Source organism: Pseudomonas sp. 1L-E-NC-VB-C3, assembly GCF_057291535.1.
Genome location: NZ_JBXAWD010000001.1, coordinates 438253 through 454798, shown reverse-complemented (window position 1 = coordinate 454798; position 16546 = coordinate 438253). Strand labels below are relative to the sequence as shown.

17 protein-coding genes are annotated in these 16546 nt (G+C 60.5%); 11 read left to right on the top strand and 6 right to left on the bottom strand.

Features of this window, described 5'->3' with window-relative positions; all coding sequences use genetic code 11:
• Nucleotides 1–18: 18 nt before the first annotated feature.
• Complete coding sequence (locus tag AC0Z5Z_RS02065; RefSeq protein WP_485610636.1) at nucleotides 19–1605, bottom strand: ABC transporter substrate-binding protein; 1587 nt, start codon at nucleotides 1603–1605, stop codon at nucleotides 19–21.
• 446 nt (nucleotides 1606–2051) lie between these two features.
• Here AC0Z5Z_RS02065 and rpmB point away from each other — a divergent pair, with 446 nt between their 5' ends.
• Nucleotides 2052–2285 carry a 50S ribosomal protein L28 gene (gene rpmB, locus AC0Z5Z_RS02060; RefSeq protein WP_007920377.1) on the top strand — a complete coding sequence of 78 codons (234 nt, stop codon included), beginning with the start codon at nucleotides 2052–2054 and terminating at the stop codon, nucleotides 2283–2285.
• An 11-nt stretch (nucleotides 2286–2296) separates the two neighbouring features.
• Nucleotides 2297–2452: a 50S ribosomal protein L33 gene (rpmG, locus tag AC0Z5Z_RS02055; protein WP_016772554.1), complete on the top strand. Its 156-nt coding sequence runs from the start codon at nucleotides 2297–2299 to the stop codon at nucleotides 2450–2452.
• A gap of 203 nt (nucleotides 2453–2655) precedes the next feature.
• On the opposite strand, the gene AC0Z5Z_RS02050 is transcribed toward rpmG, so the two are convergent.
• Entirely contained in the window at nucleotides 2656–3018 is a 363-nt protein-coding gene (locus AC0Z5Z_RS02050; protein ID WP_056791593.1) for a cupin domain-containing protein, read from the bottom strand.
• Nucleotides 3019–3254: 236 nt separating this feature from the next.
• On the opposite strand from AC0Z5Z_RS02050, the gene AC0Z5Z_RS02045 reads away from it, so the two are divergent.
• Together AC0Z5Z_RS02045 and AC0Z5Z_RS02040 are read left to right on the top strand one after the other, a co-directional pair.
• Nucleotides 3255–4748 (top strand): aldehyde dehydrogenase, encoded by a 1494-nt coding sequence (locus tag AC0Z5Z_RS02045; protein ID WP_485610635.1) that lies wholly within the window; start codon nucleotides 3255–3257, stop codon nucleotides 4746–4748.
• Between the two features lie 262 nt (nucleotides 4749–5010).
• Nucleotides 5011–6153: an MFS transporter gene (locus tag AC0Z5Z_RS02040; protein WP_041476639.1), complete on the top strand. Its 1143-nt coding sequence runs from the start codon at nucleotides 5011–5013 to the stop codon at nucleotides 6151–6153.
• A gap of 87 nt (nucleotides 6154–6240) precedes the next feature.
• On the opposite strand, the gene AC0Z5Z_RS02035 is transcribed toward AC0Z5Z_RS02040, so the two are convergent.
• Complete coding sequence (locus AC0Z5Z_RS02035) at nucleotides 6241–7809, bottom strand: phospholipase D family protein (RefSeq protein WP_217864871.1); 1569 nt, start codon at nucleotides 7807–7809, stop codon at nucleotides 6241–6243.
• Between the two features lie 61 nt (nucleotides 7810–7870).
• A complete protein-coding gene (locus tag AC0Z5Z_RS02030; protein WP_041476641.1) occupies nucleotides 7871–9292 on the bottom strand; it encodes an aminotransferase-like domain-containing protein in 1422 nt (473 codons plus the stop codon).
• Between the two features lie 175 nt (nucleotides 9293–9467).
• On the opposite strand from AC0Z5Z_RS02030, the gene AC0Z5Z_RS02025 reads away from it, so the two are divergent.
• On the top strand, nucleotides 9468–9710 hold the full coding sequence (locus AC0Z5Z_RS02025) for a DUF1127 domain-containing protein (protein ID WP_041476642.1): 243 nt from the start codon (nucleotides 9468–9470) through the stop codon (nucleotides 9708–9710).
• Nucleotides 9711–9830: 120 nt separating this feature from the next.
• Here AC0Z5Z_RS02025 and AC0Z5Z_RS02020 read toward each other — a convergent pair whose 3' ends face one another.
• Nucleotides 9831–11141 (bottom strand): NAD(P)/FAD-dependent oxidoreductase, encoded by a 1311-nt coding sequence (locus AC0Z5Z_RS02020; protein WP_485610634.1) that lies wholly within the window; start codon nucleotides 11139–11141, stop codon nucleotides 9831–9833.
• 146 nt (nucleotides 11142–11287) lie between these two features.
• On the opposite strand from AC0Z5Z_RS02020, the gene AC0Z5Z_RS02015 reads away from it, so the two are divergent.
• Nucleotides 11288–11641 carry a YkgJ family cysteine cluster protein gene (locus tag AC0Z5Z_RS02015; RefSeq protein ID WP_041476668.1) on the top strand — a complete coding sequence of 118 codons (354 nt, stop codon included), beginning with the start codon at nucleotides 11288–11290 and terminating at the stop codon, nucleotides 11639–11641.
• Nucleotides 11642–11754: 113 nt separating this feature from the next.
• Here AC0Z5Z_RS02015 and AC0Z5Z_RS02010 read toward each other — a convergent pair whose 3' ends face one another.
• Entirely contained in the window at nucleotides 11755–12243 is a 489-nt protein-coding gene (locus AC0Z5Z_RS02010) for an Lrp/AsnC ligand binding domain-containing protein (protein WP_010465173.1), read from the bottom strand.
• A 153-nt stretch (nucleotides 12244–12396) separates the two neighbouring features.
• Here AC0Z5Z_RS02010 and dadA point away from each other — a divergent pair, with 153 nt between their 5' ends.
• The 5 genes from dadA to AC0Z5Z_RS01985 all read left to right on the top strand — a co-directional run bounded on the left by dadA (nucleotide 12397) and on the right by AC0Z5Z_RS01985 (nucleotide 16425).
• Nucleotides 12397–13701: a D-amino acid dehydrogenase gene (gene dadA, locus AC0Z5Z_RS02005; protein WP_056791607.1), complete on the top strand. Its 1305-nt coding sequence runs from the start codon at nucleotides 12397–12399 to the stop codon at nucleotides 13699–13701.
• Nucleotides 13673–14026 (top strand): RidA family protein, encoded by a 354-nt coding sequence (locus tag AC0Z5Z_RS02000; protein WP_041476645.1) that lies wholly within the window; start codon nucleotides 13673–13675, stop codon nucleotides 14024–14026. The genes dadA and AC0Z5Z_RS02000 overlap by 29 nt, the downstream gene beginning before the upstream one ends.
• Before the next feature lie 93 nt (nucleotides 14027–14119).
• Nucleotides 14120–15193 (top strand): alanine racemase, encoded by a 1074-nt coding sequence (alr, locus tag AC0Z5Z_RS01995; RefSeq protein WP_041476646.1) that lies wholly within the window; start codon nucleotides 14120–14122, stop codon nucleotides 15191–15193.
• An 88-nt stretch (nucleotides 15194–15281) separates the two neighbouring features.
• Entirely contained in the window at nucleotides 15282–15830 is a 549-nt protein-coding gene (locus AC0Z5Z_RS01990; RefSeq protein WP_016772566.1) for a cupin domain-containing protein, read from the top strand.
• Between the two features lie 181 nt (nucleotides 15831–16011).
• The gene (locus tag AC0Z5Z_RS01985) at nucleotides 16012–16425 is read left to right on the top strand and encodes a c-type cytochrome (RefSeq protein ID WP_039757383.1); all 414 of its coding nucleotides are present in this window, start codon (nucleotides 16012–16014) and stop codon (nucleotides 16423–16425) included.
• Nucleotides 16426–16546: the final 121 nt, after the last annotated feature.

Here is a 16546-nt window from a genome sequence, read left to right as displayed (position 1 = left end):
ACCGGTGTGTCAGGCAGGTTATTTGAGGCTGATCTTGGAATAATCCTGCCGGCCAAACGGGCTGACGGAATAACCCTGAACATCCTTGCGCGTCAAAGCGTAGGCCGTCGGGTGCGCCAGTGGCAGCCACAATGCCTGCTGCTGGATCTGCGCTTGTGCCTGCTCATACAGCTTGGTGCGCACGCCTTGCTCGCTGGTGGTCTTGCCGGCGCTGATCAGCTTGTCCAGATCGGCGTTGCAGTACCGCGCGAAGTTGGTCCCGGACTTCACTGCTGCGCAGGAAAACTGCGGAGTGAGGAAGTTGTCCGGGTCGCCGTTGTCACCGGCCCAGCCCATGAACAGCAGATCATGTTCGCCGGCCTTGGCGCGACGAATCAGCTCGCCCCATTCGATCACACGAATTTCTGCCTGGATGCCGATCTCGGCCAGATCCGACTGCAGCATCTGCGCGCCGAGGCTTGGGTTCGGGTTGAGCAGGCTGCCCGATGGCCGCGTCCAGATCGTGGTCTGGAAGCCGTCCTTCAAGCCGGCCTTGGCCAGCAGCGCCTTGGCCTTGGCCACGTCGTGCGGATAGCCCGGCAGGTTCTTGGCATAGCTCCAAGTGTTCGGTGGGTATGGCCCATTGGCTGCCTCGGCGGTGTCTTCGAACACGGCTTTGATGTAGTTGGCCTTGTCGAAAGCGAGGTTGATCGCCTGGCGCACTTCCGGCTTGTCCAGCGGCGGATGCTGGCTGTTAATGCCCACGAAAGCGGTCATGAACGCGTCAGTCTTTTCGACTTTCAGCGTCGGTTCCTTCAGCGCGGCCTGTACATCCAATGGTTTCGGCGACAGGGCGATCTGGCATTCATTGCGCCGCAGCTTTTGCAGGCGCACGTTGGCGTCCGGCGTGATGGCGAAGATCAACGGGTCGACGGCAGGCTTGCCACGGAAATAGTCCGGATTGGCCTTGTAGCGAATCGCTGCATCTTTTTGGAAGCGATTGAACACGAACGGGCCGGTGCCGATCGGCTGGCTGTTGAGTTTGTCGGTGGCGCCGGCCTTCATCAGTTTGTCAGCGTATTCGGCGGAATAGATCGAGGCGAAACCCATGCTCAGGGTCGCGAGGAAGGTCGAATCCGGATGATCAAGCGTGAAACGCACGGTCAGCGGGTCGAGGGCGTCGATCTTCTTGATCAGGCTTGGCAGTTGCATCGACTGCGCATGGGGGAAGCCGCTCTGCGCGACTTTGTGCCACGGGTTGGCCGGGTCGAGCATGCGGTCGAAGCTGAATTTTACGTCTTCGGCACTCAGCTCGCGGCTCGGCTTGAAGTAATCGGTTGTGTGAAATTTCACCTGCGGGTGCAGTTTGAACACATAGGTGAGGCCGTCGGTGCTGACTTCCCAGCTGTCGGCAAGGCTCGGAATGACCTTGCCGCTGGCGGTGTCGAAATCCACCAGGCGGTTCATCAATACGTCAGCCGAAGCATTGGTGGTGGTCAGTGAGTTGTACTGCACCACGTCGAACCCTTCAGGGCTGGCCTCGGTGCACACGCTCAACGCGGCGGCCTGGGCGAGGGGGGTCAGCAGGAGCGGGGCGAGCAACAGGGGTAGGGCAGCGAGGCGCATGGTCGGTTTCCTTTACAGATCGAAGGCCCATCTGCAAGTGCAGTCTGGAAAAGTCCTACCCTAGAGCTCTGAATTGCAAATGACTATCCCCTTTTTGCATTTTCAGGCGCACTCTTGCGCGGTTTCGAGCGTGGGCCGCCCGATGAAAAGTCTGAATCGCCTGTAGGACGGGATTTCTGCGACGAGTGGTCAAAACTGGCCGCAGCCTTTGTCCAAGGCGTCTGCGGCGGAAAAAATCGCCCTTTTGCCGATTGATTGCACACCGATTGTTGTTGCACCCCGGTCTTTCTGGTATAAAGCAGCGCTCTTTTCTAGGGGCCCGGTTCCTTCACTGTAGGTGTAGCCGGTAAGACCTCTAAAGAAACGCGGCGCCTGGCGCCAAATGACTGAGAGATTAAGCGGCCAACCCATGCCGGGTTGGGCATGTGGTTTTAGAGGGCTGAGGCATGTCGAGAGTATGTCAAGTTACCGGTAAGGGTCCGGTGACTGGGAATAACATTTCCCACGCAAACAACAAAACCCGTCGTCGTTTCCTGCCGAACCTGCAGCATCACCGCTTCTGGGTTGAAGAAGAGAAACGTTTTGTGCGTCTGCGCGTATCTGCCAAAGGCATGCGTATCATCGACAAGCGTGGCATCACTGTCGTGCTCGCCGAACTTCGCCGCGATGGCAAGATTTAAGGGAGCTAATCATGCGTGAATTGATTCGTTTGATCTCGAGCGCCGGTACTGGTCACTTCTACACTACCGACAAGAACAAGCGTACTACCCCGGACAAAATCGAGATCAAGAAATATGATCCGGTTGTTCGCAAGCACGTGATGTACAAGGAAGGCAAAATCAAGTAATTGATTTTTCCTGACTGCGAAAAAGGCCCGTATCGTGAGATACGGGCCTTTTTTTTGCCTTGGATTCTGCGGTGACCGGTTGGGCCTTATCGCTGGCAAGCCAGCTCCCACATTGATTGCCGGTCTTCACAGAACCTGTGTCATGCACAAAACCTGTGGGAGCTGGCTTGCCAGCGATGAGGGCCGATCAGCCAGCAAACATCTCAAGCCTTCTGTTCAAAGATCACATAAACCTTGCGGCAAGCCTCCAGCACTTCCCAGGTGCCGCGAAAACCCGCCGGGATCACGAAGCGATCGCCAACGCGCAAGGTCTTGGCATTGCCATCGCTGTCACGCAATACCGAAACCCCCTGCAGAATCTCGCAGTACTCATTCTCGGTGTAATTCACCGTCCACTGGCCCACCGCGCCTTCCCACACACCAACGCCCATTTGCCCACAAGGGCTGTCGTATTGATGAAACACCGCTTGCTCAGGGTCGCCTTTGAGCACTTTCGCCGGGTCCGGGCGATAACGCTCGGCTGCGCTGCTGGCGAGGCTGATGTCGACGACGTTCTGGATGTTCATTGTTGTTTTCTCCGTTAATGACGGCGCGTTGGCTGGAATGGGCCAAAGTCTATGTTTATTAAAATGAACACCGCAAGGCCGTATGGCCAGCTTATGTCAAATATATTGAAACAAACCCGGTCGCTGGTTTAGGGTGGCGGGTGCCTCGGGCCGAAAGTGCAGGCTGGCCGGGCAGAATTCTTGAACAGCGCCGCAGCGCTTGCGGTGCTCGTATTCAATAAGAGGAGGACACCCGAATGACCACCCTGACTCGTGCCGACTGGGAACAACGCGCCCGCGATCTGAAAATCGAAGGCCGCGCCTTCCTGAATGGCGAATACACCGACGCCGTTTCCGGCGAAACCTTCGAATGCATCAGCCCGGTCGATGGCCGCTTGCTCGGCAAGATCGCCAGCTGCGACGCCGCCGATGCTGACCGTGCTGTAGAAAACGCCCGCGCCACCTTCAACTCCGGCGTCTGGTCGCGCCTGGCGCCGACCAAACGCAAAGCCACCATGATCCGCTTCGCCAGCCTGCTGAAACAGCACGCCGAAGAACTCGCGCTGCTGGAAACCCTCGACATGGGCAAGCCGATCAGCGATTCGCTGTACATCGACGTGCCGGGTGCGGCGCAGGCGCTGAGCTGGAGCGGTGAAGCGATCGACAAGATCTACGACGAAGTCGCCGCGACCCCACATGATCAACTGGGCTTGGTGACTCGCGAGCCGGTGGGCGTGGTCGGCGCTATCGTGCCGTGGAACTTCCCGCTGATGATGGCTTGCTGGAAACTCGGCCCGGCGCTGTCGACCGGTAACTCGGTGATCCTCAAGCCGTCGGAAAAGTCGCCGCTGACCGCCATCCGTATCGCTGCGCTGGCCATTGAAGCCGGTATTCCGAAAGGCGTGCTCAATGTGCTGCCGGGCTATGGCCACACCGTCGGCAAGGCGCTGGGTCTGCATAATGATGTCGACACGCTGGTCTTCACCGGCTCGACCAAGATCGCCAAGCAACTGATGGTCTACGCCGGCGAATCGAACATGAAGCGCGTCTGGCTGGAAGCCGGCGGCAAGAGCCCGAACATCGTCTTCGCCGATGCGCCGGATCTGCAGGCCGCCGCTGAATCCGCCGCCAGCGCCATCGCCTTCAACCAGGGCGAAGTCTGCACCGCCGGTTCGCGTCTGCTGGTCGAGCGCTCGATCAAGGACAAATTCCTGCCGATGGTGATCGAGGCGCTGAAAACCTGGAGGCCCGGCAATCCGCTGGACCCGGCGACCAACGTCGGTGCGCTGGTCGATACCCAGCAGATGAACACCGTGCTGTCGTACATCGAATCCGGCCATAGCGATGGCGCCAAACTGGTCGCCGGCGGCAAGCGCATCCTCCAGGAGACCGGTGGCACTTACGTCGAGCCAACCATTTTCGATGGTGTGAGCAATGCGATGAAGATTGCTCAGGAAGAGATTTTCGGCCCAGTGTTGTCGGTGATCGCTTTCGACAGCGCCGAAGAAGCCATCCAGATTGCCAACGACACGCCATACGGTCTGGCCGCAGCGGTGTGGACCCAGGACATCTCCAAGGCGCATCTGACTGCCAAGGCCCTGCGCGCCGGTAGCGTGTGGGTCAACCAGTACGATGGTGGCGACATGACCGCGCCGTTCGGTGGCTTCAAGCAGTCGGGCAACGGTCGCGACAAATCGCTGCACGCCTTCGACAAGTACACCGAGCTGAAGGCGACGTGGATCAAGCTGTAAACCGCTAAGAGGAGCCTGATTCAGTCAGGCTCCCGAACCAGACAGAGATCCCCTGTGGGAGCGTGCCTCTGTGGTGAGGGGATTTATCCCCGTTTGGCTGCGAAGCAGTCGCTAAACCATTGCACGCGGTGTACCTGGTACATCGTGGTTGCAGGTTTTGGGGCCGCTGCGCGACCCAACGGGGATAAATCCCCTCGCCACAGGGGCTCGCTCCCACAGTGATTTTGTGGTGCATATAAAAATATCCACAGGAGCGTGGAACATGCGGTGGGCGACGTATTTCGCCGTGTTGGCGTCTGTCTTGAGTGTCGGTCTGGCCCTGGGGGTCAGCATGCCGCTGGTGTCGTTGCGTCTGGAGGGCTGGGGCTACGGCTCGTTCGCCATCGGTGTGATGGCAGCCATGCCGGCAATCGGCGTGCTGCTCGGGGCGAAGGTCTCCAGCCATCTCGCTGCGTATTTCGGCACGGCGAACCTGATGCGCCTGTGCCTGTGGGCCGGGGCATTGTCGATCGGCCTGCTGGCGCTGCTGCCGAGTTATCCGATCTGGTTGCTGCTGCGGTTGTTGATCGGTGTGATCCTGACCATCGTGTTCATTCTTGGCGAGAGCTGGATCAATCAGCTGGTGGTCGAGCAGTGGCGCGGGCGTCTGGTGGCGCTGTATGGCAGCAGCTATGCGCTGAGCCAGCTGTCCGGTCCGTTGCTGCTGGGTGCGCTGGGTACCGAGCATGATTACGGTTTCTGGGTCGGGGCCGGTCTGCTGACGCTCTCGCCTTTCCTGCTGCTGGGGCGCAGCGGCGCGCCGAGCAGCGAGGCCAACAGCGTCACGTTTGGTGATCTGTGGGGCTTCGCCCGTGAGCTGCCGGCGATTGCCTGGGCGGTGTCATTGTTCGCCGCGTTCGAGGCGATGATCCTGACGCTGCTGCCGGTGTACTGTCTGCAACAGGGGTTCACCGCCGAAATCGCGCTGGCCATGGTCAGCACCGTGGTGGTCGGCGATGCGCTGCTGCAATTACCGATCGGCGCGTTGGCCGATTACCTGTCGCGGCGCACGCTGTTTGCCGGGTGCGCGGTAGTGTTAATGCTGTCGAGTCTGGCCATTCCAATGCTGCTCGACACGCTGCTGATCTGGCCGCTTTGGGTGCTGTTCGGCGCCAGTGCTGGCGGCTTGTTTACCCTGTCGCTGATTCTGATTGGCGAGCGTTATCGTGACGATGCGCTGGTGCGCGCCAATGCGCATATTGCCCAGTTGTGGGGTGTCGGTTGTCTGGTCGGGCCGTTGGCGGCGGGGGCGGGGAGTCAGTGGATCAACGGGCATGCGTTGCCACTGTTGATGGCGGCTGGGGCTTTCGGGTTGGTTATCCTGTTGTTGCGCCAGGGTGCCTTCGGCAAAATCCAGACTGCTTGAGATAAAAAGATCGCAGCCTTCGGCAGCTCCTACAGGGCAAACGCATTTCCAACTGTAGGAGCTGTCGAAGGCTGCGATCTTTGCTTTTTACAGCATCCGCTCCAGGCCGACGCTGGTGCTGAACCATGAGTTGAAGCGCCGCCACCAGCTCCCCGGTTCTTTGGTCAGGGTATGCATCTGGCCGTTGTCCTCGGTGACCCAGACGACCTTGCCGTCCTCGAGTTTCGCCTGATAACTCAAGGTTGGCGCCATGCCTTGCAGTGCCAGTGCGCGCACATGCTCGGCCAGTTCCGGGCTGTCGACCAGGACGCCGACCTCGGTGTTCCACAGCACCGAGCGCGGGTCGAAATTGAACGAGCCGATAAACGATTTGCGCCGGTCGAAGATCATCGCCTTGCTGTGCAAACTCGAATCCGAACCGCGAAACGACTTGCTGTAGAACACTCGCGGCCCGCTGCCGTAGTTATCCCCAGGCTGGCGGCGCAGTTCATAAAGTTTCACCCCGTGTTCAAGCAACGCCTTGCGATAGGGCGCGTAACCGCCATGCACCGCCGGCACGTCAGTGGCCTCCAGTGAATTGGTCAGCAGGCTCACGGAGACCCCGGCATCGGCGCGCCCGGTCAGATAGACCAGCCCTGGCTGACCCGGCACGAAGTAGGCGGAAATCATGATCAGCTCTTTGCTGACGCCGGTCAGTTCCGGCGCCAGTTGCGTGGTCAGCAGCAGATGCGGATCGGGTTCGCCCTTGGACAGGACCTTGCTCGGCGCATCCCACAAGGCCTGGTTCCAGGCCCAGATCAGCTCTCTGCGCCAGATGTCCATGCGCGGGTCGGTGGTGAACTTCATCAACTGCTGATACAGCGCGTGGTTCTGCTTGCGGGTTTCTTCCAGCGACTCTTCCAGGCGCGTGCGCGTGTTTTGCAGGTCGGCGGCGGTCGGTTGGCTGGAGAGGAATTCGTCGATCGGCTTGCTCAGCGCGCTGTTCCAGTACTGGTCGAAACTGTGCCCGAGCTGCTCGGCCACCGGGCCGATGCTGAGCATGTCGATGTCGGTGAAATTCAGGTTGGCTTCGGCATCGAAATATTCATCGCCCAGATTGCGCCCGCCGACGATAGCCGCGCTGTTGTCCGCCAGCCACAGTTTGTTGTGCATGCGCCGGTGCTGCACGGACAGGTTGAACAGTCGCCCGGCCGCACGCGTGACGCCGGTGCTGCGTCCCAGGTGCAACGGATTGAACAAACGAATCTGGATCTGCGGATGTGCCGCAAGGGTGGCGATGATCTGGTCGAGGCCGTCGCTGGTGGTGTCATCGAGCAGGATGCGCACGCGCACGCCACGGTCGGCAGCCTTCAACACTTCCTCCACCAGCATTCGCGTGCTGATGCCGTCGTGGACGATGTAGTACTGCAAATCGAGGCTGACCTGGGCATGGCGAATCAGCTCGGCGCGTGCGGTAAAGGCCTCGCCACTGTCCGAGAGCAGGCGAAACCCCGATTGCCCTTTGTAGGGTGCGGCCTGAGCCTGAATCGAACGGCCGAAGCTGGAGTCCGACGCCGGCAGGGCCTGGCTTGGTTCGCGCGGCACATCAAGGCTGGCGCAGCCGCTGAGGAACGAGGCGAGTATCAGTAAAGCGAGTAGGGGCTGTCTGAAGCTCACGTAGGGTCGTTCCGGTTGGCGGCTGAGGTCGGCAATTTGGACGCCGGGCGCGCAAAAAAGGTCAGTCGGTCTCGGCGAGTAATTTGATTGCCGCAGCACCGACCTTGCGCACCGCTTCTTCGATTTGCGCTGTTGGTTTGGCAGCGTAGTTCATCCGCAAACAATTGCGGTACTTGCCCGAGGCGGAAAAGATGCTGCCAACGGCAATCTGTACGCCCTGATCGTGCAGCGCACGATTCAGTTTCAGCGTGTCGAAACCTTCCGGCAGCTCCACCCAGAGCATGAAGCTGCCCTGCGGGCGACTGGCGCGGGTGCCGGCCGGGAAATAGCGCGTCACCCAGTCGATCATCGCGTCACGATTGCGTTGGTACTGCATGCGCATACGCCGCAAGTGCGGCTCGAAATGGCCGGCCTTGATGAATTCGGCGATGGCGATCTGCGGTTGTGGCGCGGTGGAGCCGGTGCTGATGTATTTCATGTGCAGCACTCGCTCCAGATATCGGCCCGGCGCCACCCAGCCGATGCGCAGCCCTGGCGCCAGGGTCTTGGAGAACGAGCTGCAGAGCAACACGCGGCCGTCTTCGTCGAAGGATTTGATCGTACGCGGGCGCGGGTAGGTATAGGCCAGCTCGCCATACACATCATCTTCGATGATCGCCACGTCGAAACGCTGGGCGAGCGTCAACAACGCGCGTTTGCGCGACTCGGGCATGACGTAGCCGAGCGGGTTGTTGCAGTTTGGGGTGAGCTGAATGGCTTTGATCGGCCACTGCTCCAGCGCCAGCTCCAGGGCGTCGAGGCTGATCCCGGTGAGCGGGTCGGTGGGGATTTCCAGGGCTTTCATGCCCAGGCCTTTGAGGGTCTGCATGGCGCCGTGAAAACTCGGCGAGTCCACCGCGACGATGTCGCCCGGCTCGCAGATCGCATGGATGCTGGTGGACAGCGCTTCGTGGCAGCCAGTGGTGATCACCAGATCGCTGGCGCTCAACTGACAGCCGGAATCGAGCATCAGCCGTGCGATCTGTTCGCGCAGTTCGAGGTTGCCGTGGATGTTGTCGTAATACAGACCAGGCATGTCCTGCCGGCGGCTGATTCGCGCCAGCCCGCGCAGCAGCGGCTTCATGGTAGGTGAGCCAACATCGGGCATGCCACGTCCCAATTGCACGACGTCCTTGCGCGGTACGGCGCGGATCAATTCCAGCACCTGATCCCATTGCGAAATCTCTACCGGCCGTTGCGCGGGGCGGCCTACTGCGGGCAGCTCCGGCAACTCGCGTCCGACGGGGACAAAATAGCCGGACTTGGGTTTTGGCGTGGCCAGACCGCTGTCTTCAAGCACGCGATAGGCCTGCTGCACCGTGCTCAGACTGACTCCGTGTTCGACGCTCAAGGCGCGCACCGACGGCAAGCGGTCGCCGGGACGATAGAAGCCTTGTTCGATGCGGGTGCCGAGCAATTCGGCGAGGTTTACATACAGAGTCATGGTGGCCTCGGTGCGTCTTGGTGAAAACCAGTACAGATGCGGCAAAAATCAATCATTCAGTCGGCGAATCGGCAAATCTGTATGGATTTAATACTGGTTCTTTGAGTCTGTAATGGTTTTGCTCGCCCGCGCATCATGGAATCTCTGGCTACCCAAGTAAACAGGAGCAACGAAAATGAACGGCTTGAGCGATGTGCGGCTGACGTTACACAGTCAGGAACTGGCGGCAGGGCAAAAGGACAACGCGCGCAATCTGCTGCGTAACGCGCCGTCCGGCCTCAGTCGCTGGGATCTGTTCTGGCATCGTCTGCACACGCGTAAGGCGTTGCTCGGCCTGACACCGGAGCAGCTCAAGGATGTCGGGTTGACGCGGGAGCAGGCAAGGGAGGAGGGGTTGAAGCCGTTCTGGCGGATATGAATACCGCAGAGCGTTCCCATGCTCTGCGTGGGAACGCCGGCCCGGACGCTCTGCGTCCGCTGTGACGCAGAGCGTCACTGGATGCATTCCCGCGCGGAGCGTGGGAACGATCCTGATTCGTCAGACCAACTCTTTCAGCCGATGCCACAACATCCCCAACGCCAACAACGGCGAGCGCAAGTGCTTACCGCCGGGGAAGGTGATGTGCGGCACCTTGGCGAACAGATCAAAGCCGCCGCCATGCTGCCCGCTGATCGCCTCGGCCAGCAGCTTGCCGGCCAGGTGTGTGGCATTCACCCCATGCCCTGAATAGGCCTGGGCGTAATACACGTTCGGCTGGTCGGCGAGCCGGCCAATCTGCGGCAAGCGGTTGGCACCGATGCCGATCATCCCGCCCCACTGATAATCGATTTTCACCCCGGCCAGTTGCGGGAACACTTCAAGCATCTTCGGTTTCATATAGGCGCCGATGTCTTTCGGATCGCGCCCTGAATAATGGCAGGCGCCACCAAACAACAAACGTCGATCCGCCGAGAGCCGGTAGTAATCGAGCGCCACCCGCTGGTCGCAGACCGCCATGTTCTGCGGCAGCAGGTTGTGCGCCTGCTCTGCGCTCAGCGGTTCGGTGGCGATGATGTAGCTGCCGGCGGGCAGGACCTTGCCGCTCAGTTGCGGGTTCAAGTCATTGAGATAGGCATTGCAGCCCAGCACCAGGGTCTTCGCCCGCACCGAGCCCTGCGCCGTGTGCACCTTCACTTCGGGGCCGTAATCGATGCGCGTCACTGCCGATTGCTCGAACAATTGCACGCCCAGTTGCTGCGCCGCTGCCGCTTCGCCCAGCGCCAGATTCAGCGGGTGCAGATGCCCGGAACCCATGTCGATCAAACCGCCGACATAGCGCTTGGAACCGACCACGGTGTGCATTTCACTGGCCTGCAACAGACGGGTTTCGTAGCGATAACCCAGGCTGCGGAGTTCTTCGGCATCTTCGGCAAAACCGTCGAGATCGGAAGGCTTGTTGGCGAGGTCGCAGTAGCCCCAGGTCAGGTCGCAGGCAATGCCGAAACGCTCAACGCGCCGACGGACAATCTCCACCGCTTCCAGGCCCATGAGTTTCATCTCGCGCACGCCCTCGGCACCGATGACATTGGCGAACTGGTCAAGGCCGTGACCGACACCGCGAATCAACTGCCCGCCGTTGCGACCGCTGGCGCCCCAGCCGATCCGGTGCGCTTCCAGCAACACTACGCTGAAACCGCGTTCGGCCAGTTCCAGCGCCGTGTTCAACCCGGAAAAGCCACCGCCGACCACGCAGACATCCGCCACCACCTCGCCTTGCAGCACGGGATGGTCAGGCTGCGGCAGGCTGCTGGCGGCGTAATAAGAGGCAACGTGGGGTTGGCTCGCGGTGGTCGGGGCGCGGGCGGTCATGGGCATCATCCAACGGCTGAGTGTCGAGAAAATTTGACGGAGCATAAGCCGCGCGCCCGAACGTGGGCAACATCGGTCGGCCTGCGGTGTCTGGATCCGGACTTTTGCGGCACAATCATCAGCCCGCCACTTTGGTCACCGTTTCGATGAGCTGCAACAGTCAGAAAATCCGCACCCTGCGTCAGCAGATCCCCACGTTCGACTGCGTGCCGGGCTGCCACGACTGCTGCGGCCCGGTGACCACGTCGCCCGAGGAAATGGCCCGGCTGCCGCGCAAATCCCGCGCCGAGCAGGATGCCGCGCTGGAAGAACTCAACTGTGTGCACCTGGGGCCGAATGGCTGCACGGTGTATGAAGAGCGGCCGCTGATCTGTCGATTGTTTGGTACGACCAAGACCCTGCCGTGCCCGAACGAGCGGCGGCCGGTGGAGTTGATACATCCACGGGTCGAGAAGCAGATTTTCGAGTACATGGCGGCGAATCGGCAGGTGTTGGTTTAGCCGTTGCGTTCAGTTCAGACCGAGTCGACTTCTTCGCGAGCAGGCTCGCTCCCACAGGAGATTGCATTTCAAATGTGGGAGCGAGCCTGCTCGCGAAGGGGACGCCGCCGATTTCAGTCCGGAATCGGCAGGCAAAGGCTCTCTTTCACCTCTTCCATGACGATATAGCTCTTCGATTCACGCACATGCGGCAGCTTCAACAGAATGTCGCCGAGCAGTTTGCGGTACGAGGCCATCTCGGAAATCCGCGCTTTCACCAGATAGTCGAAATCCCCTGACACCAAATGGCACTCCAGCACATGCGGCAGCTTCAGCACCGCGCGTCGGAACTCTTCGAATGTGTCACCGGATTTGTAGTCGAGGCTTATCTCGACGAACACCAGCAGGCTACCCTTCAAATGCTGCGGATTGAGCCGGGCGTTGTAGCCCATGATGATCCCCTCGCGCTCCAGACGCCGCACGCGCTCGGTGCACGGCGTGGTCGAGAGGCCGACCTTTTCCCCGAGTTCGGTAAAGGAAATCCGCCCGTCCGCCTGGAGGATGCGCAGGATGTTGCGGTCGATCTTGTCCAGCTCACGTTTGGTCTGAGTGTTGGTACGCATAGGGGATGCGCCTCCGTGAAAAGGGTTTTTGCCGAGAATTGTCGCCAAATATAGGCGCTTATATAGTGAAAAGCACTGGCATTTCTTTTTTACACTGCGCCCATCATTGCTCTAACAAACAGTTCGGCGAAAAGCCGCGATGAGGGATTGAAAATGCGCGTCATGGTCTTGGGTAGCGGCGTCATCGGTACCGCCAGTGCTTACTATCTGGCCCGTGCCGGGTTTGAAGTGGTGGTGGTCGACCGGCAGCCTGCTGCGGCCATGGAGACCAGTTTCGCCAACGCCGGCCAGGTCTCGCCGGGTTACGCCTCGCCCTGGGCCGCGCCGGGCGTGCCGCTCAAGGCCATCAAGTGGTTGCTGCAACGCCATGCGCCATTGGCGATCAAGGCCACCGCTGATATCGACCAATACCTGTGGATGGCGCAAATGCTGCGCAACTGCACCGCCAGCCGTTACGCGGTGAACAAGGAGCGCATGGTGCGTCTGTCCGAGTACAGCCGCGACTGCCTCGATGAATTGCGCGCCGAAACCGGTATCGCCTACGAAGGCCGCAGCCTCGGCACCACGCAGTTGTTCCGCACCCAGGCGCAACTGGATAACGCCGCCAAAGACATCGCCGTGCTGAAAGAATCCGGCGTGCCCTTTGAAGTCCTCGACCGCGCCGGCATTGCCCGCGTCGAACCGGCTCTGGCAGGCGTAACTGACATTCTCGCTGGCGCGCTGCGTCTGCCCAATGACCAGACCGGCGACTGCCAGATCTTCACCACCCGTCTCGCCGAAATGGCGCGCAAGCTCGGTGTGGAATTCCGTTTCGGCCAGGACATCCAGAGGCTCGATTACGCCGGTGACCGCATCAACGGTGTGTGGATCGACGGCAAGCTGGAAACTGCGGATCGCTACGTACTGGCGCTGGGCAGCTACTCGCCGCAGTTGCTCAAGCCGCTGGGCATCAAGGCCCCGGTGTATCCGCTCAAGGGCTACTCGCTGACCGTGCCGATCACCAATCCGGACATGGCGCCGACCTCGACCATTCTCGACGAGACCTACAAGGTCGCGATCACCCGCTTCGACAACCGCATCCGCGTCGGCGGCATGGCCGAGATCGCCGGTTTTGACCTGTCGCTGAACCCGCGTCGGCGCGAAACCCTGGAGATGATCGTCAACGACCTTTATCCTCAGGGCGGCAATCTGGCCGAAGCGAGTTTCTGGACCGGCCTGCGTCCGACCACGCCGGACGGTACGCCGATCGTTGGCGCCACGCCGTTCAAGAACCTGTTCCTCAACACCGGTCACGGTACGCTCGGCTGGACCATGGCCTGCGGTTCCGGCCGTTTGCTCGCCGACCTGATGGCGAAGAAAAAGCCGCAGATCAGCGCCGAAGGCCTCGATATTTCCCGTTACGGCAACCAGACCCAGGAGTCCGCAAAACATGTCAATCCAGCGCCAGCTCACCAATGAGCGCATGAGTCAGATCGTCAGCCACAATGGCACCGTGTATCTGGCCGGGCAGGTCGGCGACGACTTTGACGCCGGAATTGAACAGCAGACCCGCGAGGTGCTCGCCAATATCGAGCGCCTGCTCGATCTGGCCGGGACGGACAAGCAGCATCTGTTGTCGGCGACGATCTACCTGAACGACATTGAAGCGCACTTCGCCGGGATGAACGCGGTGTGGGACCAGTGGCTGCCAAAAGGCGCCGCACCGGCCCGTGCCACCGTCGAAGCGAAGATGGCCAAGCCAAGCATTCTGGTGGAGATATCCATCGTCGCCGCGCTGCCATAACGTTTTACAGATCCCTCTCCCGGTGCTGTTGACGGTTCGCGTCGTCAGTCAGCGCCGGTTTTTCTTCCCATGACCGCCCAGAAGTCTGCCGCCATGCGTCCTGCCCGTGCCCTGATCGACCTTCAAGCCCTGCGCCACAACTACCGAATTGCCCGCGAAGTCACCGGCGCCAAGGCGCTCGCCGTGATCAAGGCGGACGCCTACGGCCATGGCGCGGTGCTTTGCGCCCAGGCGCTGGAAGCCGAGGCTGACGGGTTTGCGGTGGCCTGCATTGAAGAAGCACTGGAGCTGCGTTCCGCCGGGATTCGCGCACCGGTATTGCTGCTGGAAGGCTTCTTCGAAGCTGACGAGCTGGCGTTGATCGTCGAGCATGATTTCTGGTGCGTGGTGCATTCGCTGTGGCAGCTCGAAGCGATCGAGCAGGCGGTGCTGAGCAAACCGATCACGGTGTGGCTCAAGCTCGATTCCGGCATGCATCGCGTCGGCCTGCATCCGAAAGATTATCCGGCGGCCTATCAACGTCTGCTGGCCAGCGGCAAAGTCGCGAAAATCGTGTTGATGAGCCACTTCGCCCGCGCCGATGAACTGCATGCGCAAAGCAGCGCCGAGCAGGTCGCGGTGTTCGAAGCGGCGCGTCAGGGTCTGGCGGCGGAAGTCAGCCTACGCAACTCGCCAGCCGTGCTCGGTTGGCCAGAAATCCAAAGCGACTGGGTACGCCCGGGCATCATGCTCTACGGCGCGACCCCCTTCGAAGAAGTCAACGCCGTGGCCGAACGCCTGCAACCGGTGATGACCCTCGAATCGAAAGTCATCAGCGTGCGTGAATTGCCGGCCGGCGAACCGATCGGTTATGGCGCCAGATTCATCACCGACAAGCCGATGCGCATCGGCGTGGTCGCCATGGGTTACGCCGACGGTTACCCGCGTCAGGCGCCGACCGGCACGCCGGTGCTGGTGGCCGGCAAACTCAGCCGCCTGCTGGGGCGTGTGTCGATGGACATGCTCTGCATCGACCTGACCGACATACCGGAAGCGGGCCTCGGTTCCAACGTCGAACTGTGGGGCAAAAACATCCTCGCCAGCGATGTGGCGAAGTGGGCCGATACCATCCCGTATCAGATCTTCTGCAACCTGAAACGTGTGCCAAGGCTCTATTCCGAGGGTTGACGCCGCTGCGGGGGCCAAGTGTTGTAAATACTGAACGCTGTCGCCATGATAACGCTCAATATTCTTACAACATCAGGAGGCTCCCGCCTTGGACGTCGGTGAACGACTGCAATCGATCCGCAAGCTCAAAGGGCTTTCCCAGCGTGAACTCGCCAAACGCGCGGGCGTCACCAACAGCACCATTTCGATGATCGAAAAGAACAGCGTCAGCCCATCGATCAGTTCGCTGAGAAAGGTGCTCGGCGGCATTCCCATGTCGATGGTCGAGTTCTTTTCCGAAGAGATCCTGCAGGACCAGCCGACCCAGATCGTCTACAAGGCCAATGAGCTGATCGACATCTCCGACGGCGCCGTGACCATGAAACTGGTCGGCCGCGCCCACCCGAGCCGCGCCATCGCCTTCCTCAACGAAATCTATCCGCCGGGCGCCGACACTGGCGAAGAAATGCTCACCCACGAGGGCGAGGAAACCGGAATTCTGGTCGAAGGCCGCCTCGAACTGGTGGTGGGTCTGGAAACTTTTATCCTCGAAGCCGGCGACAGCTACTATTTTGAAAGTACCAAGCCGCATCGTTTCCGTAATCCTTTTGACGTGCCGGCGCGACTAATCAGCGCAGCCACGCCAGCGAATTTCTAAGCAGAAGGCGCCAAGCCAATACGGCAAAGGCCCCAGAACCGTTTTACCGATGGGCAACAAGACCCCTCTAACCATGGGGTTGTTTCAGTACAGCGGCCTACCCGCTATACTTGCGCCCGCCTGCGAACCGTGGCCGCAGGCGTGAATAGCCACCATTGAGGGTGAACGCGTGAACCTAATTATGAAAATGCTGGCCGCACCAGCAACCGTACTGGCCCTCTGGGCTGTCAGCGCTCAAGCTGCGACAAATGACGACATCGCCAAGCGCCTCGAGCCCGTCGGCCAGGTGTGTGTTCAAGGGCAGGAATGCAAGGGTATGGAAGTGGCTGCTACCGCTGGCGGTGGCGGCGGGGCGAAGGCACCTAAAGACGTGATCGCCAAACACTGCAACGCTTGCCACGGCACGGGCCTGCTCGGCGCGCCGAAGATCGGTGACAAGGCAGCCTGGAAGGAGCGGGCCGATCATCAGGGTGGTCTTGACGGCATCCTCGCCAAGGCCATCACCGGCATCAACGCCATGCCGCCAAAAGGCACCTGCGCCGATTGCTCCGATGAAGAGCTCAAGGGCGCGATCAAAGAGATGTCCGGTCTGTAATCAGCGCCGGCTTTGAAAAAAAACCGTCTTCGGACGGTTTTTTTGTGTCTGTGGTTTCTGGTTTCCGATTCATTTAGGCCCTGATCCCTCCAAACCAAACACTGTCCTTTGCAGCAAACTC

Bases quoted from the DNA above. Each gene is read 5' to 3' on its own strand.
- AC0Z5Z_RS02065 (WP_485610636.1), bottom strand. From the start codon at position 1,605: ATGCGCCTCGCTGCCCTACCCCTGTTGCTCGCCCCGCTCCTGCTGACC.
- rpmB (WP_007920377.1), top strand. From the start codon at position 2,052: ATGTCGAGAGTATGTCAAGTTACCGGTAAGGGTCCGGTGACTGGGAAT.
- rpmG (WP_016772554.1), top strand. From the start codon at position 2,297: ATGCGTGAATTGATTCGTTTGATCTCGAGCGCCGGTACTGGTCACTTC.
- AC0Z5Z_RS02050 (WP_056791593.1), bottom strand. From the start codon at position 3,018: ATGAACATCCAGAACGTCGTCGACATCAGCCTCGCCAGCAGCGCAGCC.
- AC0Z5Z_RS02045 (WP_485610635.1), top strand. From the start codon at position 3,255: ATGACCACCCTGACTCGTGCCGACTGGGAACAACGCGCCCGCGATCTG.
- AC0Z5Z_RS02040 (WP_041476639.1), top strand. From the start codon at position 5,011: ATGCGGTGGGCGACGTATTTCGCCGTGTTGGCGTCTGTCTTGAGTGTC.
- AC0Z5Z_RS02030 (WP_041476641.1), bottom strand. From the start codon at position 9,292: ATGACTCTGTATGTAAACCTCGCCGAATTGCTCGGCACCCGCATCGAA.
- AC0Z5Z_RS02025 (WP_041476642.1), top strand. From the start codon at position 9,468: ATGAACGGCTTGAGCGATGTGCGGCTGACGTTACACAGTCAGGAACTG.
- AC0Z5Z_RS02020 (WP_485610634.1), bottom strand. From the start codon at position 11,141: ATGACCGCCCGCGCCCCGACCACCGCGAGCCAACCCCACGTTGCCTCT.
- AC0Z5Z_RS02015 (WP_041476668.1), top strand. From the start codon at position 11,288: ATGAGCTGCAACAGTCAGAAAATCCGCACCCTGCGTCAGCAGATCCCC.
- AC0Z5Z_RS02010 (WP_010465173.1), bottom strand. From the start codon at position 12,243: ATGCGTACCAACACTCAGACCAAACGTGAGCTGGACAAGATCGACCGC.
- dadA (WP_056791607.1), top strand. From the start codon at position 12,397: ATGCGCGTCATGGTCTTGGGTAGCGGCGTCATCGGTACCGCCAGTGCT.
- AC0Z5Z_RS02000 (WP_041476645.1), top strand. From the start codon at position 13,673: ATGTCAATCCAGCGCCAGCTCACCAATGAGCGCATGAGTCAGATCGTC.
- alr (WP_041476646.1), top strand. From the start codon at position 14,120: ATGCGTCCTGCCCGTGCCCTGATCGACCTTCAAGCCCTGCGCCACAAC.
- AC0Z5Z_RS01985 (WP_039757383.1), top strand. From the start codon at position 16,012: ATGAAAATGCTGGCCGCACCAGCAACCGTACTGGCCCTCTGGGCTGTC.